The 22,358-nt window shown below is 54.3% G+C and carries 21 protein-coding genes; 7 read left to right on the plus strand and 14 right to left on the minus strand.

Translation table 11 applies throughout. From position 1 onward, the window contains the following. Positions 1-190: 190 nt before the first annotated feature. The 5 genes from AUQ41_RS10005 (at position 191) to AUQ41_RS10025 (ending at position 3,684) form a co-directional block, all read left to right on the plus strand. Positions 191-478, plus strand: a complete 288-nt coding sequence (locus AUQ41_RS10005) for a type II 3-dehydroquinate dehydratase (protein ID WP_063088312.1) — start codon at positions 191-193, stop codon at positions 476-478. A gap of 10 nt (positions 479-488) precedes the next feature. Next, on the plus strand, positions 489-923 hold the full coding sequence (locus AUQ41_RS10010) for an acetyl-CoA carboxylase biotin carboxyl carrier protein subunit (RefSeq protein ID WP_063088313.1): 435 nt from the start codon (positions 489-491) through the stop codon (positions 921-923). A 17-nt stretch (positions 924-940) separates the two neighbouring features. Further along, positions 941-2,290, plus strand: a complete 1,350-nt coding sequence (gene accC / locus AUQ41_RS10015) for an acetyl-CoA carboxylase biotin carboxylase subunit (RefSeq protein WP_008890611.1) — start codon at positions 941-943, stop codon at positions 2,288-2,290. A 202-nt stretch (positions 2,291-2,492) separates the two neighbouring features. Continuing rightward, positions 2,493-3,158, plus strand: coding sequence for a leucyl/phenylalanyl-tRNA--protein transferase (aat, locus tag AUQ41_RS10020; RefSeq protein ID WP_008890610.1), 666 nt, complete (start codon positions 2,493-2,495; stop codon positions 3,156-3,158). Positions 3,159-3,201: 43 nt separating this feature from the next. Continuing rightward, positions 3,202-3,684, plus strand: coding sequence for a GNAT family N-acetyltransferase (locus tag AUQ41_RS10025; protein ID WP_063088314.1), 483 nt, complete (start codon positions 3,202-3,204; stop codon positions 3,682-3,684). Between the two features lie 79 nt (positions 3,685-3,763). Here AUQ41_RS10025 and serA read toward each other — a convergent pair whose 3' ends face one another. Next, positions 3,764-5,005 (minus strand): phosphoglycerate dehydrogenase, encoded by a 1,242-nt coding sequence (serA, locus tag AUQ41_RS10030; RefSeq protein WP_063088315.1) that lies wholly within the window; start codon positions 5,003-5,005, stop codon positions 3,764-3,766. Between the two features lie 240 nt (positions 5,006-5,245). On the opposite strand from serA, the gene AUQ41_RS10035 reads away from it, so the two are divergent. Further along, on the plus strand, positions 5,246-6,406 hold the full coding sequence (locus AUQ41_RS10035) for a GNAT family N-acetyltransferase (RefSeq protein ID WP_198155628.1): 1,161 nt from the start codon (positions 5,246-5,248) through the stop codon (positions 6,404-6,406). A gap of 72 nt (positions 6,407-6,478) precedes the next feature. On the opposite strand, the gene AUQ41_RS10040 is transcribed toward AUQ41_RS10035, so the two are convergent. The 8 genes from AUQ41_RS10040 to AUQ41_RS10075 all read right to left on the minus strand — a co-directional run bounded on the left by AUQ41_RS10040 (position 6,479) and on the right by AUQ41_RS10075 (position 15,375). Beyond that, positions 6,479-8,161, minus strand: coding sequence for a methyl-accepting chemotaxis protein (locus tag AUQ41_RS10040; protein WP_063088317.1), 1,683 nt, complete (start codon positions 8,159-8,161; stop codon positions 6,479-6,481). 11 nt (positions 8,162-8,172) lie between these two features. Continuing rightward, positions 8,173-8,790, minus strand: a complete 618-nt coding sequence (locus AUQ41_RS10045; protein ID WP_063088318.1) for a hypothetical protein — start codon at positions 8,788-8,790, stop codon at positions 8,173-8,175. Positions 8,791-8,848: 58 nt separating this feature from the next. Then, entirely contained in the window at positions 8,849-9,148 is a 300-nt protein-coding gene (locus AUQ41_RS20710; protein WP_143588772.1) for a hypothetical protein, read from the minus strand. A gap of 193 nt (positions 9,149-9,341) precedes the next feature. After that, entirely contained in the window at positions 9,342-9,884 is a 543-nt protein-coding gene (locus tag AUQ41_RS10050; RefSeq protein WP_008890603.1) for a hypothetical protein, read from the minus strand. A gap of 107 nt (positions 9,885-9,991) precedes the next feature. Continuing rightward, positions 9,992-12,310: an ATP-dependent Clp protease ATP-binding subunit ClpA gene (gene clpA / locus AUQ41_RS10055; RefSeq protein ID WP_063088319.1), complete on the minus strand. Its 2,319-nt coding sequence runs from the start codon at positions 12,308-12,310 to the stop codon at positions 9,992-9,994. 3 nt (positions 12,311-12,313) lie between these two features. Then, a complete protein-coding gene (clpS, locus tag AUQ41_RS10060; RefSeq protein WP_008890601.1) occupies positions 12,314-12,640 on the minus strand; it encodes an ATP-dependent Clp protease adapter ClpS in 327 nt (108 codons plus the stop codon). A 305-nt stretch (positions 12,641-12,945) separates the two neighbouring features. Further along, positions 12,946-14,217, minus strand: coding sequence for a phasin family protein (locus AUQ41_RS20540; RefSeq protein ID WP_168173436.1), 1,272 nt, complete (start codon positions 14,215-14,217; stop codon positions 12,946-12,948). A gap of 408 nt (positions 14,218-14,625) precedes the next feature. Beyond that, complete coding sequence (locus AUQ41_RS10075) at positions 14,626-15,375, minus strand: hypothetical protein (protein ID WP_063088322.1); 750 nt, start codon at positions 15,373-15,375, stop codon at positions 14,626-14,628. Between the two features lie 214 nt (positions 15,376-15,589). On the opposite strand from AUQ41_RS10075, the gene AUQ41_RS10080 reads away from it, so the two are divergent. Continuing rightward, the gene (locus tag AUQ41_RS10080) at positions 15,590-16,858 is read left to right on the plus strand and encodes a D-alanyl-D-alanine carboxypeptidase (RefSeq protein WP_063088323.1); all 1,269 of its coding nucleotides are present in this window, start codon (positions 15,590-15,592) and stop codon (positions 16,856-16,858) included. A gap of 83 nt (positions 16,859-16,941) precedes the next feature. On the opposite strand, the gene pgmG is transcribed toward AUQ41_RS10080, so the two are convergent. From pgmG to AUQ41_RS10105, 5 genes are all read right to left on the minus strand, one after another. Beyond that, positions 16,942-18,357: a phosphoglucomutase/phosphomannomutase PgmG gene (gene pgmG, locus AUQ41_RS10085; RefSeq protein ID WP_063088324.1), complete on the minus strand. Its 1,416-nt coding sequence runs from the start codon at positions 18,355-18,357 to the stop codon at positions 16,942-16,944. A gap of 2 nt (positions 18,358-18,359) precedes the next feature. Next, positions 18,360-19,682 carry a UDP-glucose/GDP-mannose dehydrogenase family protein gene (locus AUQ41_RS10090; RefSeq protein WP_063088325.1) on the minus strand — a complete coding sequence of 441 codons (1,323 nt, stop codon included), beginning with the start codon at positions 19,680-19,682 and terminating at the stop codon, positions 18,360-18,362. An 80-nt stretch (positions 19,683-19,762) separates the two neighbouring features. Further along, on the minus strand, positions 19,763-20,650 hold the full coding sequence (gene galU, locus AUQ41_RS10095; protein ID WP_008890594.1) for a UTP--glucose-1-phosphate uridylyltransferase GalU: 888 nt from the start codon (positions 20,648-20,650) through the stop codon (positions 19,763-19,765). A 113-nt stretch (positions 20,651-20,763) separates the two neighbouring features. After that, positions 20,764-21,591, minus strand: coding sequence for a DnaJ domain-containing protein (locus AUQ41_RS10100; RefSeq protein ID WP_063088326.1), 828 nt, complete (start codon positions 21,589-21,591; stop codon positions 20,764-20,766). After that, positions 21,591-22,313 carry a hypothetical protein gene (locus AUQ41_RS10105; protein ID WP_063088327.1) on the minus strand — a complete coding sequence of 241 codons (723 nt, stop codon included), beginning with the start codon at positions 22,311-22,313 and terminating at the stop codon, positions 21,591-21,593. Before AUQ41_RS10105 ends, AUQ41_RS10100 begins: the two co-directional genes overlap by 1 nt. Between the last annotated feature and the right edge of the window lie 45 nt (positions 22,314-22,358).

The raw sequence follows: 22,358 nt of genomic DNA on the forward strand, positions 1-22,358 counted from the left end.
CAATCATGCACCCCGGAAGCATCAGGGCCGCGTTGCAAAGGCCAATGCAAAGTTGCGTCAGACTTTGGTCGTGTTATAAACGCAACTCCAAATGTTGGGCATTCAGAAGCGGATTGCTTCGCGGTTCGGGCATTCCTGAACGGTCGAGACACCCTGCGGACTGATGCGCGATGGATGCTTCGAAGCAAGAATGGAAGTGAACGAGTTGACTGGTTTTAGGCAAAACCGACAAGAAGACTCTGGCATTCTTGGCAATGCTAAGGCATATACGCACACATCGGTTGCGATCCTTGAAGCTTTCGCCGCATTGTTCATGGCGAAATTCGGGATTCATCTGTCCAATATTCAAAAGCGGAATGCATTCAGACACGATTTAAACGTCTCGAAAGCTGCAAACGGCATGATCTACGGCTTTGGCTCCCGGAGCACCAAGAACGCCCTGGATGCCATGCGCGGATTGATCCACACACCATCATAAAGATATCGAAATGAGCAAGTTCAACATCGACAATGACGCCATTCGCCAGCTCGCCGAGCTGCTGGACGACACCAATCTGACCGAAATTGAAGTTGCCGCAGGTGACAACCGTATTCGCGTCGCCCGTCAGGGCACCATGGTTGCTGCTGCTCCGGCTGCTCCGGCTGCGTCCGCGCCGGCTGTTGCGGCGCCGTCTGATGCCGCCTCCCATCCGGGTGCGGTTAAATCGCCGATGGTCGGCGTTGTCTATTTTGCACCGGAACCAGGTGCGGCTCCGTTCATCTCGATCGGCGCAAGCATTACCGAAGGCCAGACCCTGATGCTGATCGAAGCGATGAAGACCTTCAATCCGATCCGCGCACCAAAATCTGGCAAGATCACCCAGATTATCGCGAACGACGGCCATCCGGTCGAATATGACGAACCGCTAGTCATTATTGAATAAGCCGGGGTATCAACCGCATGTTCGACAAAATCCTGATTGCCAACCGTGGCGAAATCGCGCTTCGAATTCAGCGCGCCTGCCGCGAAATGGGCATCAAAACTGTCGCGGTGCATTCCACTGCTGATGCGGACGCCATGCATGTGCGTCTGGCCGACGAATCGGTCTGCATCGGCCCGGCAGCATCCAAAGACAGCTATCTGAATATTCCGGCCATTCTTTCGGCTGCTGAAATCACCGGCGCTGAGGCCATCCATCCGGGCTATGGCTTCCTGTCGGAAAACGCCGATTTCGCCTCCATGGTCGAAGAGCACGGCTTTGCCTTCATCGGCCCGACGCCGGAACATATCCGCATGATGGGTGACAAGATCACGGCAAAGCAGACGGCCGAAAAGCTTGGCATTCCGTGTGTTCCGGGATCCGATGGTGAAATCACCAGCGTTGATGAAGCCCGCAAATGCGCCAAAGAGATCGGCTTCCCGGTCCTGATCAAAGCATCAGGCGGCGGCGGCGGTCGTGGCATGAAAGTGGTCGAGCGCGAAGAAGATCTTGCCGAAGCATTTTCCATGACCCGTAAGGAAGCATTGCAGAACTTTGGCAATGCTGCCGTTTACATGGAAAAGTACCTTGGCAAACCGCGCCACATCGAATTGCAGGTCATCGGGGATACGCACGGCAACGCCGTTCACCTGTTTGAACGCGATTGCTCTTTGCAGCGCCGTCACCAGAAGGTGCTTGAAGAAGCCCCGTCTCCGACCCTGACGCCGGAAGAACGCGAACGGATCGGTTCCACGGTTGCCAATGCCATGATCGGCATGGGCTATCGCAATGCCGGCACCATCGAGTTCCTCTATGAAAATGGTGAGTTCTATTTCATCGAAATGAACACCCGCCTTCAGGTGGAACACCCGGTCACCGAAATGATTTCCGGTGTTGACCTTGTGCGCGAACAGATCCGCGTTGCAGCTGGTCTTGAGCTGTCATTCAAGCAGGAAGACCTTGAAATTCATGGTCACGCCATTGAATGCCGCATCAACGCCGAAGACCCGCAGACCTTTGTCCCGTCACCGGGCAAGATCAAGGAATATCATGCACCTGGCGGTCTGGGCGTTCGTGTCGATAGCGGTATTTACACCGGTTATTCGATCCCGCCTTATTACGACAGCATGATCGCAAAGCTGATTGTTCATGGTCGCGACCGTGAAGAATGCATGATGCGTCTGCGTCGTGCACTGGCTGAATATGCGATTGGCGGCATCAAAACCACCATTCCGCTACATCAGACGCTTCTTGCCAACCCGGACATCCAGAAAGGGGATTATGACATCCACTGGCTGGAAAAGTTCATGGGCATGAATAAAACGCTGTGATCAGCGCCTAAGCCAATTTCAAACGGGAACCTTCGGGTTCCCGTTTTTCGTTTGAGATTTAAATCAAAAATTTAATCGCGCTTCCCTATTATAAGGGACCGGTTCAAACTGGAAATGGTAACAACCTTGTCGCATGCGACCGGGTCACTCATATGTAAACAACCACCAGAAAAACAGGACCAAAGCAATTATCACTGCGATCATGTCAAACCAGCTGACCCCTGATCTTTTGATCCGCGCCTATTCCGTCGGCCTGTTTCCAATGGCCGAAAGCCATGATGATCCAACCCTGTACTGGATTGATCCGGAGTGGCGCGGCGTCTTGCCGCTTGACGGGTTTCATGTCCCGCGCAGCCTGCGCAAGGCTGTGCGCAAGGGCACCTATAAGATCCATGTCGACCGGGCCTTTCCCGAGGTCATCCGCGCCTGTGCGGAGCCCACCGATACCCGCGACGACACCTGGATTAACAGCAACATCCTTGATGCATATTGTGCGCTTCACAAGATGGGCTGCGCGCATTCGATCGAGGCATGGAAAGACGGCGAGCTGGTTGGTGGCTTGTACGGTGTCAGCCTGGGCAAGGCGTTCTTTGGTGAAAGCATGTTTTCACGCGCGACCAATGCGTCGAAAGTCGCCCTCGTCCATCTGGTCGCGCTGATGCGTCAGGGGGGCTACAGCCTGCTTGATACGCAGTTCGTCAATGATCACCTTAAACAGTTCGGGGTCGAAGAAATCCCGCGCGAACGGTATCGCAACGAACTGGCAAAGGCATTGACGGGGCGCGCCAACCTTCCGTTTGAAGTCGATCCCGAAATCCTTGAAGAAACCCTGACAGGCGGCGATAGTAAGCCACACGCGCCCTCCTGAGTTCGGCCGAGCCGATTGACCATCACGCCAAGACGAGCACCCCATGCAAATTCGCCCCGCCACCGAACAAGATGTTCCAGCCATTCTTGATATTGTCGCCCCCATCCTTCGGGCCGGGGATACCTATGCCATTGATAGCAATATGAGTGATGACGACGTCATTGCCTATTGGATGGGAATGGACAAGGTCACACTTGTTGCCGAGGAAGAAGGCAAGATTGTTGGCACCTATTACATCCGCCAAAATCAGGGCGGCGGAGGATCGCATGTTTGTAATTGCGGCTACATGACATCCCCTGCGGCAAGTGGCCGGGGCATTGCGCGGCGCATGTGCGAAGATTCGCTGGTCCGTGCCAAGGAGCTTGGATACCGCGCGATGCAGTTCAATTTCGTCATCGCCAGTAACGCCGCCGCGGTACATCTGTGGCCGACGCTTGGGTTTGAGATTGTCGGTCGCCTGCCCGGTGCCTTCATGCACCCGACATTGGGCGAAACCGATGCATTGGTGATGTATCGCAAGCTGTAAGCCGAGCAGATACCAGGACAGAAAAAGGGCGGGAGCCATCTGGCACCCGCCCTTCTTTGTTTTCTTAAGCCGGTTCAGATCAGAACAGGAAGCGCACGCGAAGGGTGCCTTCGATCGCCGAGAGTTCCTTGCGAACGCCCTCGCCCGGTTTGATTTCCTCGTCGACCTCGACCACCACATAACCAACGCCGCCTTCTGAGCGCAGATACTGGCCGCTGATGTTGATGCCGCGACGGGCAAACACATCGTTGATTTTAAGCAGCACACCCGGAACGTTGCGGTGAATGTGCATGAAGCGGGTGTGGGTGCGGTCCTTGACCGGAAGTGACACTTCCGGGAAGTTCACAGCGCCCAGGGTCGAGCCGTTATCGGAATAGGTGATCAGCTTGTCAGCGACCTCGATCCCGATATTTTCCTGGGCTTCCTGGGTAGAACCGCCGATATGCGGGGTCAGGATAACGTTGCTCATACCGCGCAGCGGGCTTTCGAACTGCTCGTCCTTGCCGGCCGGTTCGACCGGGAACACGTCAATCGCCGCACCGGCCAGATGACCGCTTTCAAGGGCGGCGGCCAGATCTTCGATCACGATGACATTGCCACGTGCCGCATTGATCAGGTGTGCGCCCTTTTTCATCTTGGCGAGCTCAGTCGCCGTGATCATGTTCTTGGTCTGCTCGTTGGCCGGAACATGCAGCGACACGACATCGGACCTGGCAAGCAGTTCATCCATCGACGAACAGGAATTGGCATTGCCCATGGCAAGCTTATTGATGACGTCAAAATAAATGACATTCATGCCAAGCGACTCCGCCAGCACCGAAAGCTGCGAACCGATATGGCCATAGCCGATGATACCAAGCGTCTTGCCACGTGCCTCGTACGAGCCATGGGCATTTTTCAGCCAGTCGCCTTCATGGGCGGCTGCGTTACGTTTGGGAATACCACGCAGCAGCATGATGATCTGGCCCAGCACCAGTTCGGCAACCGAACGGGTGTTGGAATACGGCGCGTTAAACACCGGGATACCGCGCATCGCGGCAGCCTGCAGGTCAACCTGGTTGGTGCCGATGCAGAAACAGCCGATCGAGGTCAGCTTGGACGCAGCTTCGATAACGTCTTCGGTCAGTTTGGTACGGGAACGAATGCCCAAAAAGTGCGCTTCGGAGACAACGGACTTCAATTCGTCCGCGTCGAGCGCAGCAGGGTAATGGTCGACATTTGAGTAACCGGCCTCTTTGAACATCTTTACAGCGTTTTCATGGATACCTTCGAGCAGGACAACCTTGATCTTGTCCTTCTCCAACGAAAGTTTGCTGTTCACGGCGCACCATCCTTTTCTTCGCGAGGGCGACACGGGAAAATCCCCGAGCCGTTTCAGACCCATTCCAAATGGCCTGTGGCACAATGAAATAGGACTTAGATGCGCTTCCGTCAAAGGCTTTCCCTTGCGTAAATGCGCATTGCGCCTATCTTCTGAACGCATATACCGGCTAATGCGTATAAAAATAAGGCCTCGGGAGTTAAACCGGGCGCCATGGGGACCATCTGCAGGAATTCAGATTTGGCTGTCGAAATCAAAACCGTCACCGATATTCATCAAATCGGACAGGCCCAGTGGGACAAGTGCGCCGGGTTTGACAACCCGTTTGTCAGCTTTGCCTTCCTGTCCGCCATGGAAGACAGCGGATCAACCACCGCCGAAACCGGCTGGCAGCCATTTCACCTTGTGGCAGAGGATGAGACTGGTGATGTCATCGGCATCGTGCCGCTTTATGTCAAAGGCCATTCTTACGGCGAATATGTTTTCGACTGGTCATGGGCAGAGGCCTATGAACGTGCCGGGGGGCGCTATTACCCCAAACTGCAATCGGCTGTGCCATTTTCCCCGGTGCCGGGCCCGAGGCTTCTTGTCGCCAAGGATCATCCCGATCCTGACAGCGTGCGCAACGCCTTAATCAGCGGCATGACGATACTGCCGGAAAAGCTCGGCATGGCGACCCTGCATGTCACGTTTTGCAGTGGCGATGAAAGCCAGTTGATGGAACAGGCAGGCTTTCTGGCGCGCACGGGCATGCAGTATCACTGGCGCAATCGCGACTATCAGAATTTCGATGATTTTCTGGGCGCACTGAATTCGCGCAAACGCAAAAACCTGCGCAAGGAACGCAAGCAGGTTCTGGAGGCCGGTTACAGTTTCAAAGCACTGCGCGGGAATGATCTGAAAGCCGACCATTGGGACCGGTTTTATCATTTCTACCGCGACACATCCGACCGCAAATGGGGACAGGCCTATCTGACGCGGGAATTCTTTGATCTGCTGCATGATCGTATGCGTGATCGCACGGTTCTTGTATGTGCGTTCAATGACGGTGAAATGGTGGCGGGGGCCCTTAACTTGATCGGGTCTGAAACCCTTTATGGCCGCAACTGGGGTACGATCGACCGTACGCCACTTCTGCATTTCGAAACCTGTTACTATCAGGCCATTGATATTGCGATTGAGCATGGCCTTAAAACCGTCGAGGCGGGCGCACAAGGCGAACATAAAATCCAGCGCGGCTATGAACCGGTAATAACCCATTCCGCCCATCTGATCGCCGATCCGGGACTGAAACGCGCGGTCGCGCAATTTTTGACCCAGGAGCGCAATCACATCAGTCAGGATCGCGATTACATCCTTTCCGAACACAGCCCCTATCGTAAGGAACCATCAGGGTCTTAACCCGGCTCCGGTGCCCCAAACAAAAAAGGCGCGGGAAATTCCCGCGCCTTTTGGATTGATATGTCTTAGGCGTCAGACAGTACGGACGTCATTGAGGAAGCCGTTAACGTGGCTACGAAGTTCGTCATTAGCAGCGGCCAATCGCCCGACACTGTCAAGCTGACCGGTTGAAAGATCGCCACTTTCAGTCGTCGCATCTGCCACGTTTTTGACGGCGTTGGTGATGGCAACGTTACCGTTCGCAGCACCTTCGACACTGCGCGAGATTTCCTCGGTTGCAGCGCCCTGCTCTTCAACCGCACTGGCGACAACCGACATCAGTTCATCAATCTTGTTGATGGTGTCGGCAAAGCCGCGCACAGCCTCGGCAGCAGCGCCGGTTTCGCTTTGCATCTCGGCGATCTTGGCCGTGATCTGTTCGGTTGCCTTGACAGTCTGGGATGCAAGGTTTTTGACTTCACCGGCAACCACGGCAAAGCCTTTGCCGGCTTCGCCCGCACGGGCGGACTCGATGGTTGCGTTCAAGGCCAACAGGTTGGTCTGATCGGCGATATCACTGATCAGATTGACAACCTCGCCAACGCTTTGTGCCGCTTCATTGAGTTTTTCAACACGCTCGTTGGTGCGCTCTGTCTGACCGACCGCTTCCTGCGTGATTTCGGTCACGCGGGCAATCTGCGAGGAAATCTCGGAGATAGAGGCCGACAACTGCGCGGTAGCAGATGCAACAGTTTCGATATTGGTCGAGGATTCTTGTGCCTGTTCAGCCACGTCCTGCGCATCCTGGTTGGCGCGTTGTGCGTGTGATGTCAGCGTCTCGGATGCCGAACGGACATCATCAAGGGCTGCGTTCACTGCATGCAGAACATCCTGGATTTTTTCGTCAAAGCCCTTGGTAAGCGTTCCCATGCGCTGGGTGCGTTCAACCTGACGCTGGGCTTCGACTTTTTCCTGTTCGGCCATGCGGGCACGTTCGCGTGCGTTTTCCCGGAAGACCTCAAGCGATTTGGCCATGGCCCCGACTTCATCGGCACGTTTCATGTCAAGCGTTTCGATGTCAAGATTACCTGCAGCCAGTTTACCCATGGCGTCGGTCATCTTACGAATCGGGGTTGCAATCATCCGCGACAAGGTACCACCAAACAGCACAGCCATGATGATAAGTAGAACGACGCCAACACCAAGCGTGACTTGGAAGACCTGCATGGCTTGGGCGACTTCTGCCTCAACATCGAGAATCATTTGATCGATATTCTTGGCAAGCTCGCTTGCAACCGTAGTGACCTGGTCGGATAGTTCACGTGGCTCCCCCGATGCTTCAATCGCACGCGCATGGTTAACCGTCAGATAGTGGCGCATCAGTTGTGCTTGTTGCGCTGCAATTTCTTCCCAACGGTCGATAGCACCGTCCATTTCTTCAATCAGGGCAGCGATCTCTGGGCTGATTGACGCATATGTCTTGAGCACATCCGTGCGAATGTCGATCTCTTCTCGCGCTTTTTCATACCCAGCCAAGCCAGCGCGGTCGCCGGTCGTCAGGAAGTAGATAAGTTCCTGACGTGCGACAAGATAGGCGCGATCAAGGTCGCGATAGTCGCGTTCGAATTTCGAGAGATAATCGCGCTGATCATTGGCGTTGCTGACCTGCATGGTCGAAAAAACGCCTGCGCCAGCCACCATCAGGATTACCGCGATCATAATGGCAAAGCAGCTCATCAGCTTTGCCGGGATAGAAAGGTTCTCAAAGAATTTCATCGTATTTCTCCCTACAGACCGCGGCGACGCGCGAGTTCATTGAGATTGACCTCAACCGTCACGGCACCGATCGGCTGACGATCTGCATTGCTCATGGTCATGTTGAGCTGGGCAAGCCAAGCATCGGCCCCCTCGTTATATTCGGCCTCGTCGATGAACACGGCGTCGGGACCATTTGGATAGGTATTTTGGAACTTCGCTTCGTCACCTTGCCAAAAATCTGAAGTGATGGAGCTCTGCCCGACATTCAGGCCAACGGCGTCCATCACAAAGATTTCGGCAAACATACCACCGGAGCGTGCCTGAACTTGTGTGAGGTAGCTCGACAGCGGATTGGTCAGGATTGCTGCAACCAACGGCTGATCTTCGGCCTCGCGCTCAGCGCGCCACTGCAGATCGGCCGCATCAATCTGTTCTTGTGTCATGTCCGTGCGCAACTTGTTCTGCGAACTGATGGACAGCTCAACAACCGGATTGGCCAACCATTCCCGGATATCCCTGATCACTTCATCCGTAATCAGAGCATTTGGGTCCCCTGGCAACTCTGCCTTGGCAAAAGCAGCATGTGGCAGAACAAAAACTGTCGCTGCGAGCATACCGGCCAAAGCCACACCACTTTTGAATTTCATTCGTTTACTCCCCAGTCTATGCCAATGGCAGATCGAGACTATCTATTAGTATAGATTCTTATACAAAAGGCAAAAAACAAATACAACCTTTTTTAGAATCTATAGCGATGTGGAACCGCACGAGAGGAGCTTCCACATTTTCTATATGTGGATTGCGCGCATAGAAACAACATGCGACCGGGCAGACATGGCGGTTGGGAGGAAGCCAGAAATCAGGCAAGAAAAAAGCGGCGGTAAAAACCGCCGCTGAGTTTGGTTGGGACACGAGCAAACTGCAGAAGATTACGTTGTTCCAGGCGCGAAACGCGCCCCTGCAAAGAACAACTGTCCATGCTGCCATAAGCAGGATGCGTGCCAACTTTATAACTCCCTCAAAAAACCGTGGTTTTTCGGGAAATTCCGGTCGCCATCCCACATGACTGAAATACATTACCTGATAATCTTTGCATTTCAAAATGCAAACATTGCAAAATGCGAATTAATAAGTTTGCATTTTGCAAAAATATACTGGAGAGAATTAGAGCTGCATAATTTTCAGTAAGCTTATACACCTACTTAGCGCGTTTTTTCTTCGTCCGACTATTGAAGTTCAGAAGCGCTGGTGCCTTCTCGATGATTTCCTCGAGAATGGATTTCGCGATCTCAAGGTCGTCCTTTGCAGAGTCGTCGAGCTGACTGATATAGCGCGGATCGGAGATCATCCGCTCTGCCTCATAAAGGGTTCTGAGTTCGCTTTGGAACATTTCGCGCGCACCAAGCGGCAGGTTTTCCTTTGCACTCATGACAAAGAAGAATTTCAGGCTCGTCTTGATGACAATCCTGAGCATAACGACCTGAAGCTTGTGAAACTGTTTTTCCAGTTCTTCTTTTTTGGGATGGGATTCGAGCTTGTTCATCCGCTCCATAATCACCAGAGACAACGCCTTGAAGTTGTCGACTTCCTCACGAAACGGTCGATAACCGGTGACGTCGGACTTGTCAGCGTTCTTTTCAAGCGTATTGGCCAGCGCGATCAACTTTCGCGCACGCAGCTCAAGTCTGGATAGGAACTCCTCGACTTCGTTCCGAAATTTTCGTTGTGCAGCCTGGCTCATGATATTCTGGCGTTCTTTATATGATTATGCCCGGGGAACGATATCCCCGGGCACCAATCTATACTGCCAATCATTAACAACAACCTGAAAACCGAAAAAGGTCCATTTTAACCGGCCATTTCCGGATCTTTTTTCTGTTGTTTCTCGCCATTCTCATCTTCCGGATAACGGAAGGTGACCGCATCGTCTTCGATATCGACCAGTACAGCCCCACCCTTCGAAAGCTTGCCAAACAGCAACTCTTCGGCGAGCGGTTTTTTAACGTGTTCCTGAATGACACGGCCCAACGGACGCGCCCCGAAGGCCGCATCGTAGCCGCGCTCGGCCATCCAAGCCCGCGCTGCTTCGGTCAGTTCGATCGAAACATTGCGATCCGCCAGCTGTGCTTCAAGCTGCAGGATGAACTTATCGACAACCATCTTGACGACTTCTGGCTGCAGGTTGGCGAACGGAATAACCGCATCCAGACGGTTACGGAATTCCGGCGAGAAGGTACGCTTGATCGCCTCTTCGTCTTCGCCAATACGCATTTCACGTTTGAAACCGATCGGCGGCTTGGCCATGTCGGATGCACCGGCATTGGTCGTCATGACCAGAACGACATTACGGAAATCGACCGTCTTGCCATTGTTATCGGTTAGTTTGCCATGATCCATGACCTGCAGAAGAATATTGAACAGGTCCGGGTGAGCCTTCTCGATCTCGTCAAGCAGCACAACCGCATGCGGATGCTGATCAACGGCATCGGTCAAAAGACCACCCTGGTCAAACCCGACATAGCCGGGAGGCGCACCGATCAGGCGTGATACGCTGTGGCGCTCCATGTACTCGGACATGTCAAAGCGGATGAACTCGATCCCCATGACCGTTGCCAACTGCTTGGTGACCTCGGTCTTACCAACGCCGGTAGGGCCCGAGAACAGATAACTGCCAATCGGTTTTTCCGGCTCACGCAGACCTGCACGGGCCAACTTGATCGCACTGGCAACTGCTTCGATTGCCTTGTCCTGACCAAACACAACCGTTTTCAGATCACGCTCGAGATTTGCCAGCGCCTTGCGGTCATCGGTCGAAACCGATTTTGGTGGGATGCGGGCGATCTTGGCGACGATTTCCTCGACATCACGTTTACTCACCGTGCGTTTGCGTTTGCTGGGTGCGACCAGCATGCGCGATGCGCCAACCTCGTCAATCACGTCAATCGCACTATCAGGCCGCTTGCGGTCACTGATGTAACGCGATGCCAATTCAACCGCTGAACGCAGGGCTTCGTTGGTGTATTTGACCTGATGGTGCTCCTCGTAATAGGGCTTGAGCCCCTTGAGGATCTTGACGGTATCGGCTTCTGACGGTTCCTCGACATCGATTTTCTGGAAACGACGCACAAGGGCGCGGTCCTTTTCAAAGTGACCCCGGAATTCCTTGTAGGTGGTTGAGCCGATGCAACGCAGTGACCCGCTTGCCAGTGCCGGTTTCAGCAGGTTGGAAGCATCCATTGCCCCGCCCGACGTCGCGCCAGCACCAATCACGGTGTGAATTTCATCAATGAACAGAACAGCACCTTCGTACTCTTCAAGTTCCTTGACCACCGCCTTCAGGCGTTCTTCGAAATCCCCGCGATAACGGGTTCCGGCCAGAAGTGCGCCCATATCAAGCGCAAAGATCGTTGCGTTTTCAAGAACCTCTGGCACATCGCCATCATTGATACGGCGCGCCAGCCCCTCGGCGATGGCGGTTTTACCAACGCCGGGGTCACCGACATAAAGCGGGTTGTTCTTGGTACGACGGCACAGAACCTGAATGGTGCGGTCAATCTCGTTCTGGCGACCGATCAGCGGATCGATCTTGCCGCTCTGCGCCTTAACATTGAGGTTCACACAATAGGCTTTGAGCGCCTCGCCCTCGGCCGGGCCGCTTTCGTCGCTTTCTGGCGACATGCCTGCAACCGGCTCTTCATCGGCACCGCGCGGGATGCGGCGCTCGTTGAGTTCGGTCGCCTTGGCGATACCGTGTGAAATATAGTTTACCGCATCAAGACGCGTCATATCCTGGAGTTGCAGATAGTAAACCGCGTGCGATTCCCGTTCAGAGAACAGGGCAACAAGCACGTTGGCACCGGTCACTTCCTCGCGGCCGGAAGACTGGACGTGGATTGCAGCCCGCTGGATCACGCGCTGGAAACCGGCGGTCGGTTTGGGATCTACCAGACGCGCACTGATCAGGCCGGAAAGCTCGCTATCGGCGAATTCCAGCAGATCGGAGCGCAGCCGATCAATATCAACCCGGCAGGCCTTCAGCACTGCCAGCGCATCCTGATCTTCGGTCAGCGATAACAGAAGATGTTCAAGAGTGGCATATTCATGCCTGCGCTCCGACGCATATGCGAGCGCACGGTGCAGGCTTTCCTCAAGATTGCGCGATAGCATATGTCACTCCTTCTCTAAGGTACACTGCAGCGGATGCTGGTTCTGGCGGGCCAGGTCCATGACCTGGTTTACTTTGGTCTCTGCGATTTCGTAGGTGAATACACCGCACACTCCGACACCCTTGCGGTGCACCTGAAGCATGATCTCGGTGGCTTCTTCACGTCCCTTTTCAAAAAACCGTTCCAGTACGTGAACGACGAACTCCATCGGAGTATAGTCGTCATTCAGCAACAGCACCTTGTACATGGACGGCTTTTTGGTCTTGGGCCGTGTCTTTGTTACGATCCCCGTGTTCGGCAGATCAGTGCCGTCATTATCCTGTTCAGTCATCGTCTACTTACCGGAACCCTTATTTCCTGCATGATCTCCATGATAGGTCATTGCCAAACTCTTTCAAAGTCCGCTACGCGGTTCTCACTAGGAATTTATTGTGCATCCGAGTTTCGTTCGTTGTCCATCTTCGATTCATTTAGGCTGCGAATAACGCACTGCAAGATCAGGCGACAAACTTCGTGATTATTGTCACTCCAAAATTGTCCGGGACGCGAAAAGACACATAAAAAAACGGGCATGGCTAAAAGCCATACCCGCTTTGGATTGGAAGGTGCTGGGATATCCAACATGCATCCATTGCCTCATTTCAGCGTAACATTCGTTGCCTTGCTGATGGCATTCAGGCCGTCCGAAAAGGCAGAAAACATCAGCTCCTGCATCTTTTCACCTTCGGCCAAACTGCTTTCATAGCAGCGATTGACGATGCGTGAATGCAGCTCCTGAAGGTCTGCAAGGCTTTCAACCTTGGTCAACTCATCAAGATCTTCCTGCGAGGCTTCAAATTCTTTTTGCATCCACGTCGAAAGCTCGGTGCCAATGCCACCGGTCTTTTCAAACATCGCCATGGTTGCCTGCCAAACTTCCTCGAAACTTTTCTTCTGGGTATCAAGCAGCTCTTCATACTGAGCAGCAACCCGCGACCCGGCACCGGAAAAAACATCGGCCTGACCGGTCATGGTTTCAAAGATTTTGCCGAATGCCTCATTGGCAGCAGAAACACTTTCTTCGAATGCTTCATTGCCAGCAGTGACCATTGCTTCCACCTCTGGCGTCTTCCAAAGTTCGAAATAGGGCTCCATCCCCGTTCCGTCGATGAACAATGCACCAAAGCCAAAAACGTCGCCCTGCTTTGGCTCTGCCTTCGGTTTGACATCAACCGATTTTGCGGTTGCAGTGGACTTGGCTGGGGCTTGGGTCGTGGTCGGTGTTGCCGCAGGCTTGGAAACAGTAGTCTCAGCCACAACGGTTGCCGGTGCAGCCGATTTCTCAGACGTCGCGGGTGCCGCGGCCTTCGGCGCAGGTGCAGATTTCGATGCCGTACTTGCCGGTGCAGCAGCAGCCTTTTTCGGCGCCGACTTGGCAACGGTTTTCTTTTTCGGGGTAGCAGAAGCGGCAGACTTGCTGGTTGCCGTAGTTTTGGGTTTCGTGCTCACAGTATTGGCCTTTTCGCTTTTGGTGGGGGATTTGGGCGCTGTCGACTTGATTGCTGGCGGCGTCACTTCGCCAGCAGGTCGCGCGGCCCCGGAAGTCGCAACGGAAGGTTTCGTGGCAGATTCATCCTGCTTTAATGCCGGCGCAGATGGCGAAGATGCATCAGCCTTGGCAGGTTTCGGGGACTCTGCATTTTTTTCGGAAGCACCGGCCGACGCGGCATCTTTGACCGGCGTTTTGGCAGCAGACGCAGACGTATCAACCTTCGCGACCGTCGCAGACGAGGCAGCCTGACCTGCAGCTTTGATCGACGCCCCTTCGTCACTCGGCGTCTTTGCCGTATCGGGCGATGGTGAAGGCGATGCCTTTTGCGCCCCTGCTGCCGGCTGCTGAGCTGCGGCTTCTATCTCGGAAGATGTCATTACCTTCCGCTTGGCAGGCGCAGACTGCGCTCCCGACGATACTGAAGCTGCTACAGTTTTGGGTGACGACGCGGAAGCCTGCTTCGTTGCAGTTTTCCCGGCTAGTTTCTTTTTGGAATCAGCCATTGCCTCAACCTCCTGATCACCGGAATATCTATCCGGATCAATGTTGCATTGCAACATAACCCTAGATGGAATTACCCCGTCGCGTCAAGTACAGTTTAGTGACAAAAACGCCATATTTCCCGGTACATCTCCATCGGAAAACGCCGGAATTCCAAGAAATTTTTAAAACAGCAACTTGATCAAGGCATTAGCCCGAAGTTTTGCTGCGTTGCAATAAATTTAACAGGCCGGGCAATAACATGAACACGTCACGCCATCGCCCGGTTGCAACATTTTCGTACCCTAGCGAAGCATATTTCCGCGCACGGTTCTGTAAAACTCACCGGAGTCGCTGTTCTGGACATGATGCATCTGTGCCGCCGATTGTGATCGTGCGTTTTCAGCGGCAGGTGGCTCAGGAAGGTCTTTTTCAACCGAAGAAAGGTTTGCCAGAACTTCCGGGAACTTAAGAGCACGCAAATCATCCACACCGGATGCCCAGGTACCCAGCGTGATGCCACCCGACGAACACCCTATGGCGACCCAGTAAAAATCATCGGAATACAGACGCAGACCATCACGGTTTTGCGTTCCGAAACCTTCGGCCTGCAGCGCATCGGTGATGGCGAGATAAGAATCACGGTCAATACGATCAACGGCCTCTTCGCCCCCAAAGGCACCAAGCGGTGCATTGACCTCGACATTGATTTCCTTGACCTGTATCGGCCCGAACACGCGGGTGGTCAGATTGAATTCTTCAAATCCGGGATACGGCGTTAATTCAAAGACGCGGACTTCCTTGTAATACTCGGCATTATAAATAATGCGAATTTGCCCTTCTGCATCGCCTGCTGCACAGGCCTGACGAAGATCATCGGCATTAAGATAAGAAAACCATGATGCCTTGCGGACAAGTGGATTGCTGACGTCACTGGTTTGGGTAAAGGTACAACCGGCAAGGCCTGCAATCACCAGCGCGGCAAGACCTGCTTTGGCCCAGCTGGCGCTGCGGGTCCCCGTATTGGTGTGAACTGGAGCCGTCTTTTCTGACATTCGATCCTCGATTTTTTGCTAATCTGGAGATATAAAATACAGTCTTGCGAATAAAAATGGCCATCTCAAGGCCCGAGTGACGACCACCGAAATTCGATGCTCTTAAACATTTGTTTAAGGCTGTGATGCGACAGTGAACTTATTTAGTTCTTGGGGAAACCTCAAAGCCGAGCCCGATATAATGCGTTTAATGACCCTTTCCGGGCCAACTGCAATGGCCAAAGCTCTGTCCGTGACGCGCTCGCTGAGCATGCGTGGCGTTGTTGCTGTGCTTTTGTGTCTGGTTGCGACTATTTCATTCACTGTTCTCTCGCCCTCCGCTGCGCAGGCGCGGACCTATACGGCGATGATTATTGACGGCGACACTGGCGAAACGCTTCATGAATATCGGGCGGATCACAAGGTCTATCCGGCCTCGCTGACCAAGATCATGACTCTTTACATGGTCTTTGATGCCTTGGAACATGGCAAGGTATCGCTCTCGACTCGGATGAAGGTTTCCAAACGCGCCTGGGGGCAGGCCCCCTCCAAACTTGGTCTTCAGCCGGGCGAAACCATTTCCGTCAAGGACGCCATTTTGGCGCTGGTCACCAAATCGGCCAACGACATTGCGGTTGTTGTCGCCGAACATCTTGGTGGCACCGAAATCAAGTTTGCCCAAATGATGACGTCTGAGGCACGACGCCTTGGCATGTCACGCACCACCTTCCGCAATGCATCCGGCCTGCCCAACCGCGGGCAGATGACCACTGCACGCGACATGATCAAACTGGCTGTGGCGCTGCGCAAGAATTACGGCAGCTACTATCATTACTTTGCGACCCAGAAGTTCCGCTTTGGCAACCGCACCTATGGCAACCACAACAACCTTCTGGCGTCCTACTATGGTACCGACGGGATCAAGACCGGCTACATCAACGCATCGGGCTTCAACCTTGTCGCCTCGGTCAATCGCAATGGTAAACGCCTGATTGGCGTTGTGTTTGGGGGTCGCACGGCACGCACCCGCGATGACCAGATGAAGAAACTTCTTGATCAGGCCTATATGAAGCTGACCAAGGACGGTGAAATTGTTGTTCCGCGCCCGCGCATCAGCCCGGAAGACAAAATCCTGCCGGCGGATGCCCAGTTGCTGATTGCCAAGCGCAGCACGCTTCGCGAAGCAGAACAGCCGGGCCGCATTGATACCCAAACCGTTGTCACCCGCCTGAAGCCGGAAACCGGTGCAGGCTGGGGCATTCAGGTTGGCGCATTTAGCGATCAGCGCCGGGCACAGGAAGCGGTCCTTGCTGCGGCACGTACAGCCCCGGATGTTCTGCGCCTGACCCGCGCTGCGGTCGAGCAGCAAGCCAGCGGTACCGGTGTTGTCTATCGCGCCCGTCTGCTGGGCTTTGATGGCGAGAACGAAGCACGCGCTGCGTGTGACGCGCTCAAGCGTGAAAACGTGGCGTGCATCCCGGTCAATGCGGGTGACGCTGGCTAAAAGCCAAATCGAAAAGAGATACAAAAAGGCCCGTCAGATTTTCTGACGGGCCTTTTCCATTTTGTCTTGGCTGAACGTCTTAATTAATGACCGCCACCCGGGGCGAAGAAGTCATCCGAAGACAGACCGCTTTTGACCAACTGATTGGTCACCTGCCCCTTCAAACGGTCCAACCCGGCATCATCAGTGGCCTCACAACGGGCCACGATGGCAGGCTGGGTGTTGGATGCACGCAGCAACCACCAGCCATCATCGGTGCTGACACGCACGCCATCAATGCCGCTGACCTCGGCACCGGCTTCGGCCAGACGGGCACGGACTTCTTCGATCAGCGCGAACTTGCGATCATCCGGGCAGTCGATACGGGTTTCCGGCGTATTAACCGCAACCGGCATGGCGGCCCGCCATTCAGCAAGGCTTTTGCCACTTTGAACCAGAATGCGATACAGGCGCACGGCAGCATAGGTTGCATCGTCATAGCCGTAATAGCGTTCGGCAAAGAAGATATGGCCGCTCATTTCACCGGCGATCGGTGCCTTTTCCTCGATCATCTTGGTTTTGATCAGGGAATGGCCCGTCTTCCACATGATGGCCTTGCCACCAATCCGGTTGACCTCGTCAAACAGGGTCTGGCTGGCCTTAACATCGGCAATGATCGCAGCGCCTGGCTGACGCTGAAGAACGTCGGCGGCATAGATCTGCAACAGCTGATCACCCCAAAGGACATTGCCCTTGCCATCAATCACGCCAATCCGGTCACCGTCGCCGTCAAAGGCAACACCCCAGTCGGCATTGTGTTTGGCAACGGCCGCCTTGAGGTCCACAAGGTTGGCCTCAACCGTCGGATCAGGGTGATGGTTGGGGAAATTGCCATCGATGTCATCAAACAACAGATGATGCGTACCGGGCAGTTTGGCCGTCAGTTTGCGCACGACATCACCGGCAGAACCATTGCCGCAATCCCAGACAATCGTCATCGGATTGGGGACATCGCAGTCAAGCTCGGCCACAAGGCGTTCGACAAAACGATCCTCAATATCGATGTCGCTTGCCGTGCCCTGCCCGGTTTCGAAATCACCGCTGGCGGCAATTTTACCAAGTTGCTGAATAGCGTCGCCAAACACCGACTTGCCAGCATTAAGCATCTTGAAGCCGTTATAGTTCGACGGGTTATGCGAACCGGTGACCATGATGCCAGCATCGGTTTTTTGATCATAAACCGTGAAATACAGCATCGGGGTCGGCCCGCGACCAATGCGGACCACGTCACAACCGGTCGACAGAATGCCTTCGGCCAATGCAGCCGCCAACTCTGGCGAGCTCAGACGACCATCACGCCCCAGGGCGACGCGCTTTCCGCCAGATCTGCGCACCATGGTGCCGAAGGCTTTCCCCAGCGCATTGGCGTCTGCCGCATGCAGGGTTTCGCCAACAACTCCACGCACGTCATATTCGCGCAAAACAGAGCTATCAAACTTGTGTCCGGCGGAATTCGTCATGATTAGGATTTGCCTCCGATAGATGCACGACCGACACAGGAATAGCTGAAACCGTTTTCAGCCATCTCGTTCGGATCGTAAACGTTACGCAGATCAACGACGATCGGGTGTTTCAGCGCGTCCTTGATGCGGTCAAGGTCCATACCGCGGAATTCGTTCCACTCGGTCAGGACGACCATTGCATCGGCGCCTTCGACCGTATCGTAAGCGTTGTCGCAATATGAAATGCCATCGAGAAGCTTCTTGGCTTCTTCCATGGCTTCGGGGTCATAGGCCTTGACGCTGGCCCCTGCCGCGATCAGGGCAGGCACGATATCAAGGCTCGGTGCATCGCGCATGTCATCGGTATTGGGTTTGAAAGCCAGACCCAGAATACCGATGGTCTTGCCCGCAACAGAACCACCGCATGCCGCGATCACGCGATCTGCCATCGCCTTTTTACGCTTGGCGTTGACATCAACAACCGTCTCGATGATGCGAAGCGGGCTATTATATTCCTGTGCGGTGCGCACAAGTGCGATGGTATCTTTCGGGAAGCAGGACCCGCCATAGCCCGGACCGGGATGCAGGAACTTCTTGCCAATACGGCCATCAAGGCCGATGCCGCGTGCGACATCATGGACATCAGCACCGACCTTTTCACAAAGATCGGCAATTTCGTTGATGAAGGTGATCTTGGCTGCAAGGAAAGTGTTGGCCGCATATTTGATCATTTCCGACGTTTCACGGGTGGTGAAGACAATCGGTGTTTCGATCAGATACAGCGGACGATACAGATCCGACATCACTTCGCGGGCGCGCTCATCACTGGTGCCGATGACGACGCGGTCCGGGCGCATGAAATCGCCAATCGCCGATCCTTCGCGCAGGAATTCCGGGTTCGAGACCACTGCAAACTCCGCATCCGGGCGCTTTTCACGAATGATGCGTTCGACCTCACGACCGGTTCCAACCGGGACGGTTGATTTGGTCACGATGACGGTGAAGCCGTCCATGGCTTCGGCAATTTCTTCGGCCGCGGCATAAACGTAACTCAGGTCAGCATGCCCATCGCCGCGACGGGTCGGCGTGCCAACGGCAATAAAGACAGCGTCCGCATCCTTGACCCCTTCCTTGAGGTCGGTGGTAAAGGTCAGGCGGCCTGCCTTGACGTTATTTTCGACCAGAACATCCAGACCGGGCTCGTAGATTGGCATGATACCGTCTTCGAGACGGGCGATTTTTTCGACATCCTTGTCGACACAAACAACGTCCGTACCGAACTCGGAAAAACAGGCACCTGAGACAAGTCCAACATATCCGGTCCCGATCATAGCTACGCGCATGGAGGTTTTATCCTGGTAAGTAAATCCCGACCGGAACAGATCACATCGCTATTCCGGTCGGACATTGTTGACATGAATGGTTATTCTGCCGCTTCGCCTTCAGCGAATTCGTGAATAAGCTTGCGGACATCGTCGCGCATATCTTCACGGGCAAGGGCAAATGACATTGTGGCTTTCAGGAAGCCGATCTTGTTGCCGCAATCAAAACGACGGCCTTCGAAATTATAGCCATAGAACGGCACCTTGCCGATCATCGCGGCCAGCGCATCAGTCAGCTGTATTTCATTACCAGCGCCGCGCGGAATGTTTTCAAGCACCTCGAAAATGCCGGGATCAAGGATGTAACGCCCGATGGCCGAAAGGGTCGACGGGGCTTCTTCGGGTTTTGGTTTTTCAACCATGCCGCATGCACTGACAAGGCGGCCGTTGGTGCCTTCGATTTCCAGCACACCATAACGGTGAACTTCCTCGCGCGGGACATCCATGACGGCAACCATGTTGCCACCCGTACGGCCATAACTGTCGACCATCTGCTTCATGCACGGGACTTTTGACTGGATAAGGTCATCTGCCAGCAACACGACAAACGGCTCGTCACCGACCAGCGACTTGGCGCACAGAACAGCGTGCCCAAGGCCAAGCGGGTTGCCCTGACGGGTATAGGTCACACGACCGTTTTCCGGGATCATTTCAAGCGCTTTGGACAGTGCTTCTTCCTTGCCGCGCTCGGTCAGGATCGCCTCCAGCTCGGCAGAGCGATCAAAATGGTCCTCAATCGCGGTTTTGCCGCGACCAGTCACAAAAATGAATTCTTCGATGCCGGCCGCAATGGCTTCTTCGACAGCGTATTGAATAAGCGGCTTGTCAACGACCGGCAGCATTTCTTTTGGCATTGCCTTGGTTGCGGGCAAAAAACGGGTTCCCATGCCTGCGACCGGAAAAACTGCCTTCTTGATTCTTTTTGACATTCAATACTTTCCTTTTTCAACCGCTGCGCGCCAGTCCGTATTGGAATTGCCCGCATATATGCTTCTGCCACAATTCGAGAACACGGATCAAGCAAGCGCGCGTATTATTGACGCTAATCTTTACATAGCCGTAACAAAAGGCTTCGCGCGGCATTGATCTTTGAGGCCAGATAGTCCGATCCACCATGATCCGGGTGGACCGCCTTGATCTGCTTTTTATAGGCCCGGTTGATTTCCTCGCGGGTGGCATTATCCGCCACACCCAGGATTTCTCGGGCATCTTTCGCCGTCATGCCTGACGCACTTGAACTCCTTTTGTCACCTTGGCCTTGCTCGTTATGGTTGCGGTCGCTTCCTCCGTTTTGTGCTCCGTCTTCGCCGTGGTCTTTCTGGCGCCAGCTTTGCCATCCCGCACAATCGGGGCGGCGTTCAAGATAGGCTTCCAGAACCGCCCGGCTTTGGTCGGTTGCACTGCAACAGTCAACATAAAGCGACTGCAGGTCGTCAAGTCCCAAGCTGTCAAGATCGGCCCCGGCAAAGGGACCGCTGACAACGCCACCGCGCATTTGCCCGGTTTCAAGATCAAGCACCATATACAGAAATTCGGTGCGAATTTCCGAGCTTGATCCCGCACCGGATGTGCGGTTGCCAAAACTTCCCGGCTGGGCGCGTTTTCGGGACGCTGCAAAGATCCTGCGAAAAATTGGCCACAGCAATCCAAGCTTCATCATCCGAAACAAAAACGGCACTGTCGCCGCCAAAGCCGCGCCCATCGCGGCAATCTTGCCTGTGAGCAACAACCAGCCCGCAAGCATGATCAACACCAAGATGATCAGAAATAAGACAATTTTACGGATTTCTTTGGGCTCGGCCTCTGTCATCCAGCGAATAAAGAAGCCAACCCCGATAAATGCTGCAATGCCGATCAAAAGCCACTGCATCAACGCGGCTTTCGCAATTGATGTCCAAGCCTGAGCACTTCCTCGGACCCGGTTTTCTTTTGATAGATCGAAAGTCCAGACTGCCCGCCCACCGCATAGCTTGCCACTGCGCCCAGCAAATCACGAAGCTTGTCGGCCGCACTGGCATCAAACTGCATGAAGGCACCACCGGTTATCCGCGCAATTTCGCCAAAGGCAAATGCCGCATCCCGGTCATGGCCTTCCTGAAACATGAATGCCTTTACCCCCTTAAGCGCCAGTTTCCCGGCAATCGGGGCCAGATGATCTGGATTTTCCTCGATACAGTCGCCGACATAAATCAAGGCATCGATTTTTTTATCACCCGCTTCGCGTTCGACATGGGCCAGAACCCGTTCGATCTGTGTATGCCCGGCACGGCAGGTGACCTTGGTGATATAGTCGCGAAATGATTTGGCGTTGCGGCACCAGCCACTTGATTTGCATTCCGAAAGCCCGCGAAAGAACACAAGCTGCACATCAAGGGCGCCGACACCATCGACCGCCTCAAACATTTCGGCCTGAATTTCAGCCGCCGTGTCCCAACTTGGCTGACGGCTGGCAGTTGCATCCATGGCAAAAACCAACCGACCCTGTGCCGGCCCGGATGATGGCGCGTGTACCGCCATCTGCCGCGCCTTGCCCAGGAAGTCTGCCACTTCGTTGGCGTCGGATGTCTCTGGAATGATGTCTTTGCGCGTCAAGGAGACCTGCCTGCTTCATATTCCGGTTGGACAATTTGTCGTCCC

The sequence above is a fragment of the Thalassospira sp. MCCC 1A02898 genome, from assembly GCF_001618185.1.
Classification (GTDB): domain Bacteria; phylum Pseudomonadota; class Alphaproteobacteria; order Rhodospirillales; family Thalassospiraceae; genus Thalassospira; species Thalassospira tepidiphila.

What these genes read in the sequence shown, in the direction of transcription:
- AUQ41_RS10005 (WP_063088312.1), top strand. Translation starts at nt 191, where the DNA reads ATGGAAGTGAACGAGTTGACTGGTTTTAGGCAAAACCGACAAGAAGAC.
- AUQ41_RS10010 (WP_063088313.1), top strand. Translation starts at nt 489, where the DNA reads ATGAGCAAGTTCAACATCGACAATGACGCCATTCGCCAGCTCGCCGAG.
- accC (WP_008890611.1), top strand. Translation starts at nt 941, where the DNA reads ATGTTCGACAAAATCCTGATTGCCAACCGTGGCGAAATCGCGCTTCGA.
- aat (WP_008890610.1), top strand. Translation starts at nt 2,493, where the DNA reads ATGTCAAACCAGCTGACCCCTGATCTTTTGATCCGCGCCTATTCCGTC.
- AUQ41_RS10025 (WP_063088314.1), top strand. Translation starts at nt 3,202, where the DNA reads ATGCAAATTCGCCCCGCCACCGAACAAGATGTTCCAGCCATTCTTGAT.
- AUQ41_RS10040 (WP_063088317.1), bottom strand. Translation starts at nt 8,161, where the DNA reads ATGAAATTCTTTGAGAACCTTTCTATCCCGGCAAAGCTGATGAGCTGC.
- AUQ41_RS10045 (WP_063088318.1), bottom strand. Translation starts at nt 8,790, where the DNA reads ATGAAATTCAAAAGTGGTGTGGCTTTGGCCGGTATGCTCGCAGCGACA.
- AUQ41_RS10050 (WP_008890603.1), bottom strand. Translation starts at nt 9,884, where the DNA reads ATGAGCCAGGCTGCACAACGAAAATTTCGGAACGAAGTCGAGGAGTTC.
- clpA (WP_063088319.1), bottom strand. Translation starts at nt 12,310, where the DNA reads ATGCTATCGCGCAATCTTGAGGAAAGCCTGCACCGTGCGCTCGCATAT.
- clpS (WP_008890601.1), bottom strand. Translation starts at nt 12,640, where the DNA reads ATGACTGAACAGGATAATGACGGCACTGATCTGCCGAACACGGGGATC.
- AUQ41_RS20540 (WP_168173436.1), bottom strand. Translation starts at nt 14,217, where the DNA reads ATGACATCTTCCGAGATAGAAGCCGCAGCTCAGCAGCCGGCAGCAGGG.
- AUQ41_RS10075 (WP_063088322.1), bottom strand. Translation starts at nt 15,375, where the DNA reads ATGTCAGAAAAGACGGCTCCAGTTCACACCAATACGGGGACCCGCAGC.
- AUQ41_RS10080 (WP_063088323.1), top strand. Translation starts at nt 15,590, where the DNA reads ATGGCCAAAGCTCTGTCCGTGACGCGCTCGCTGAGCATGCGTGGCGTT.
- pgmG (WP_063088324.1), bottom strand. Translation starts at nt 18,357, where the DNA reads ATGACGAATTCCGCCGGACACAAGTTTGATAGCTCTGTTTTGCGCGAA.
- AUQ41_RS10090 (WP_063088325.1), bottom strand. Translation starts at nt 19,682, where the DNA reads ATGCGCGTAGCTATGATCGGGACCGGATATGTTGGACTTGTCTCAGGT.
- galU (WP_008890594.1), bottom strand. Translation starts at nt 20,650, where the DNA reads ATGTCAAAAAGAATCAAGAAGGCAGTTTTTCCGGTCGCAGGCATGGGA.
- AUQ41_RS10100 (WP_063088326.1), bottom strand. Translation starts at nt 21,591, where the DNA reads ATGCAGTGGCTTTTGATCGGCATTGCAGCATTTATCGGGGTTGGCTTC.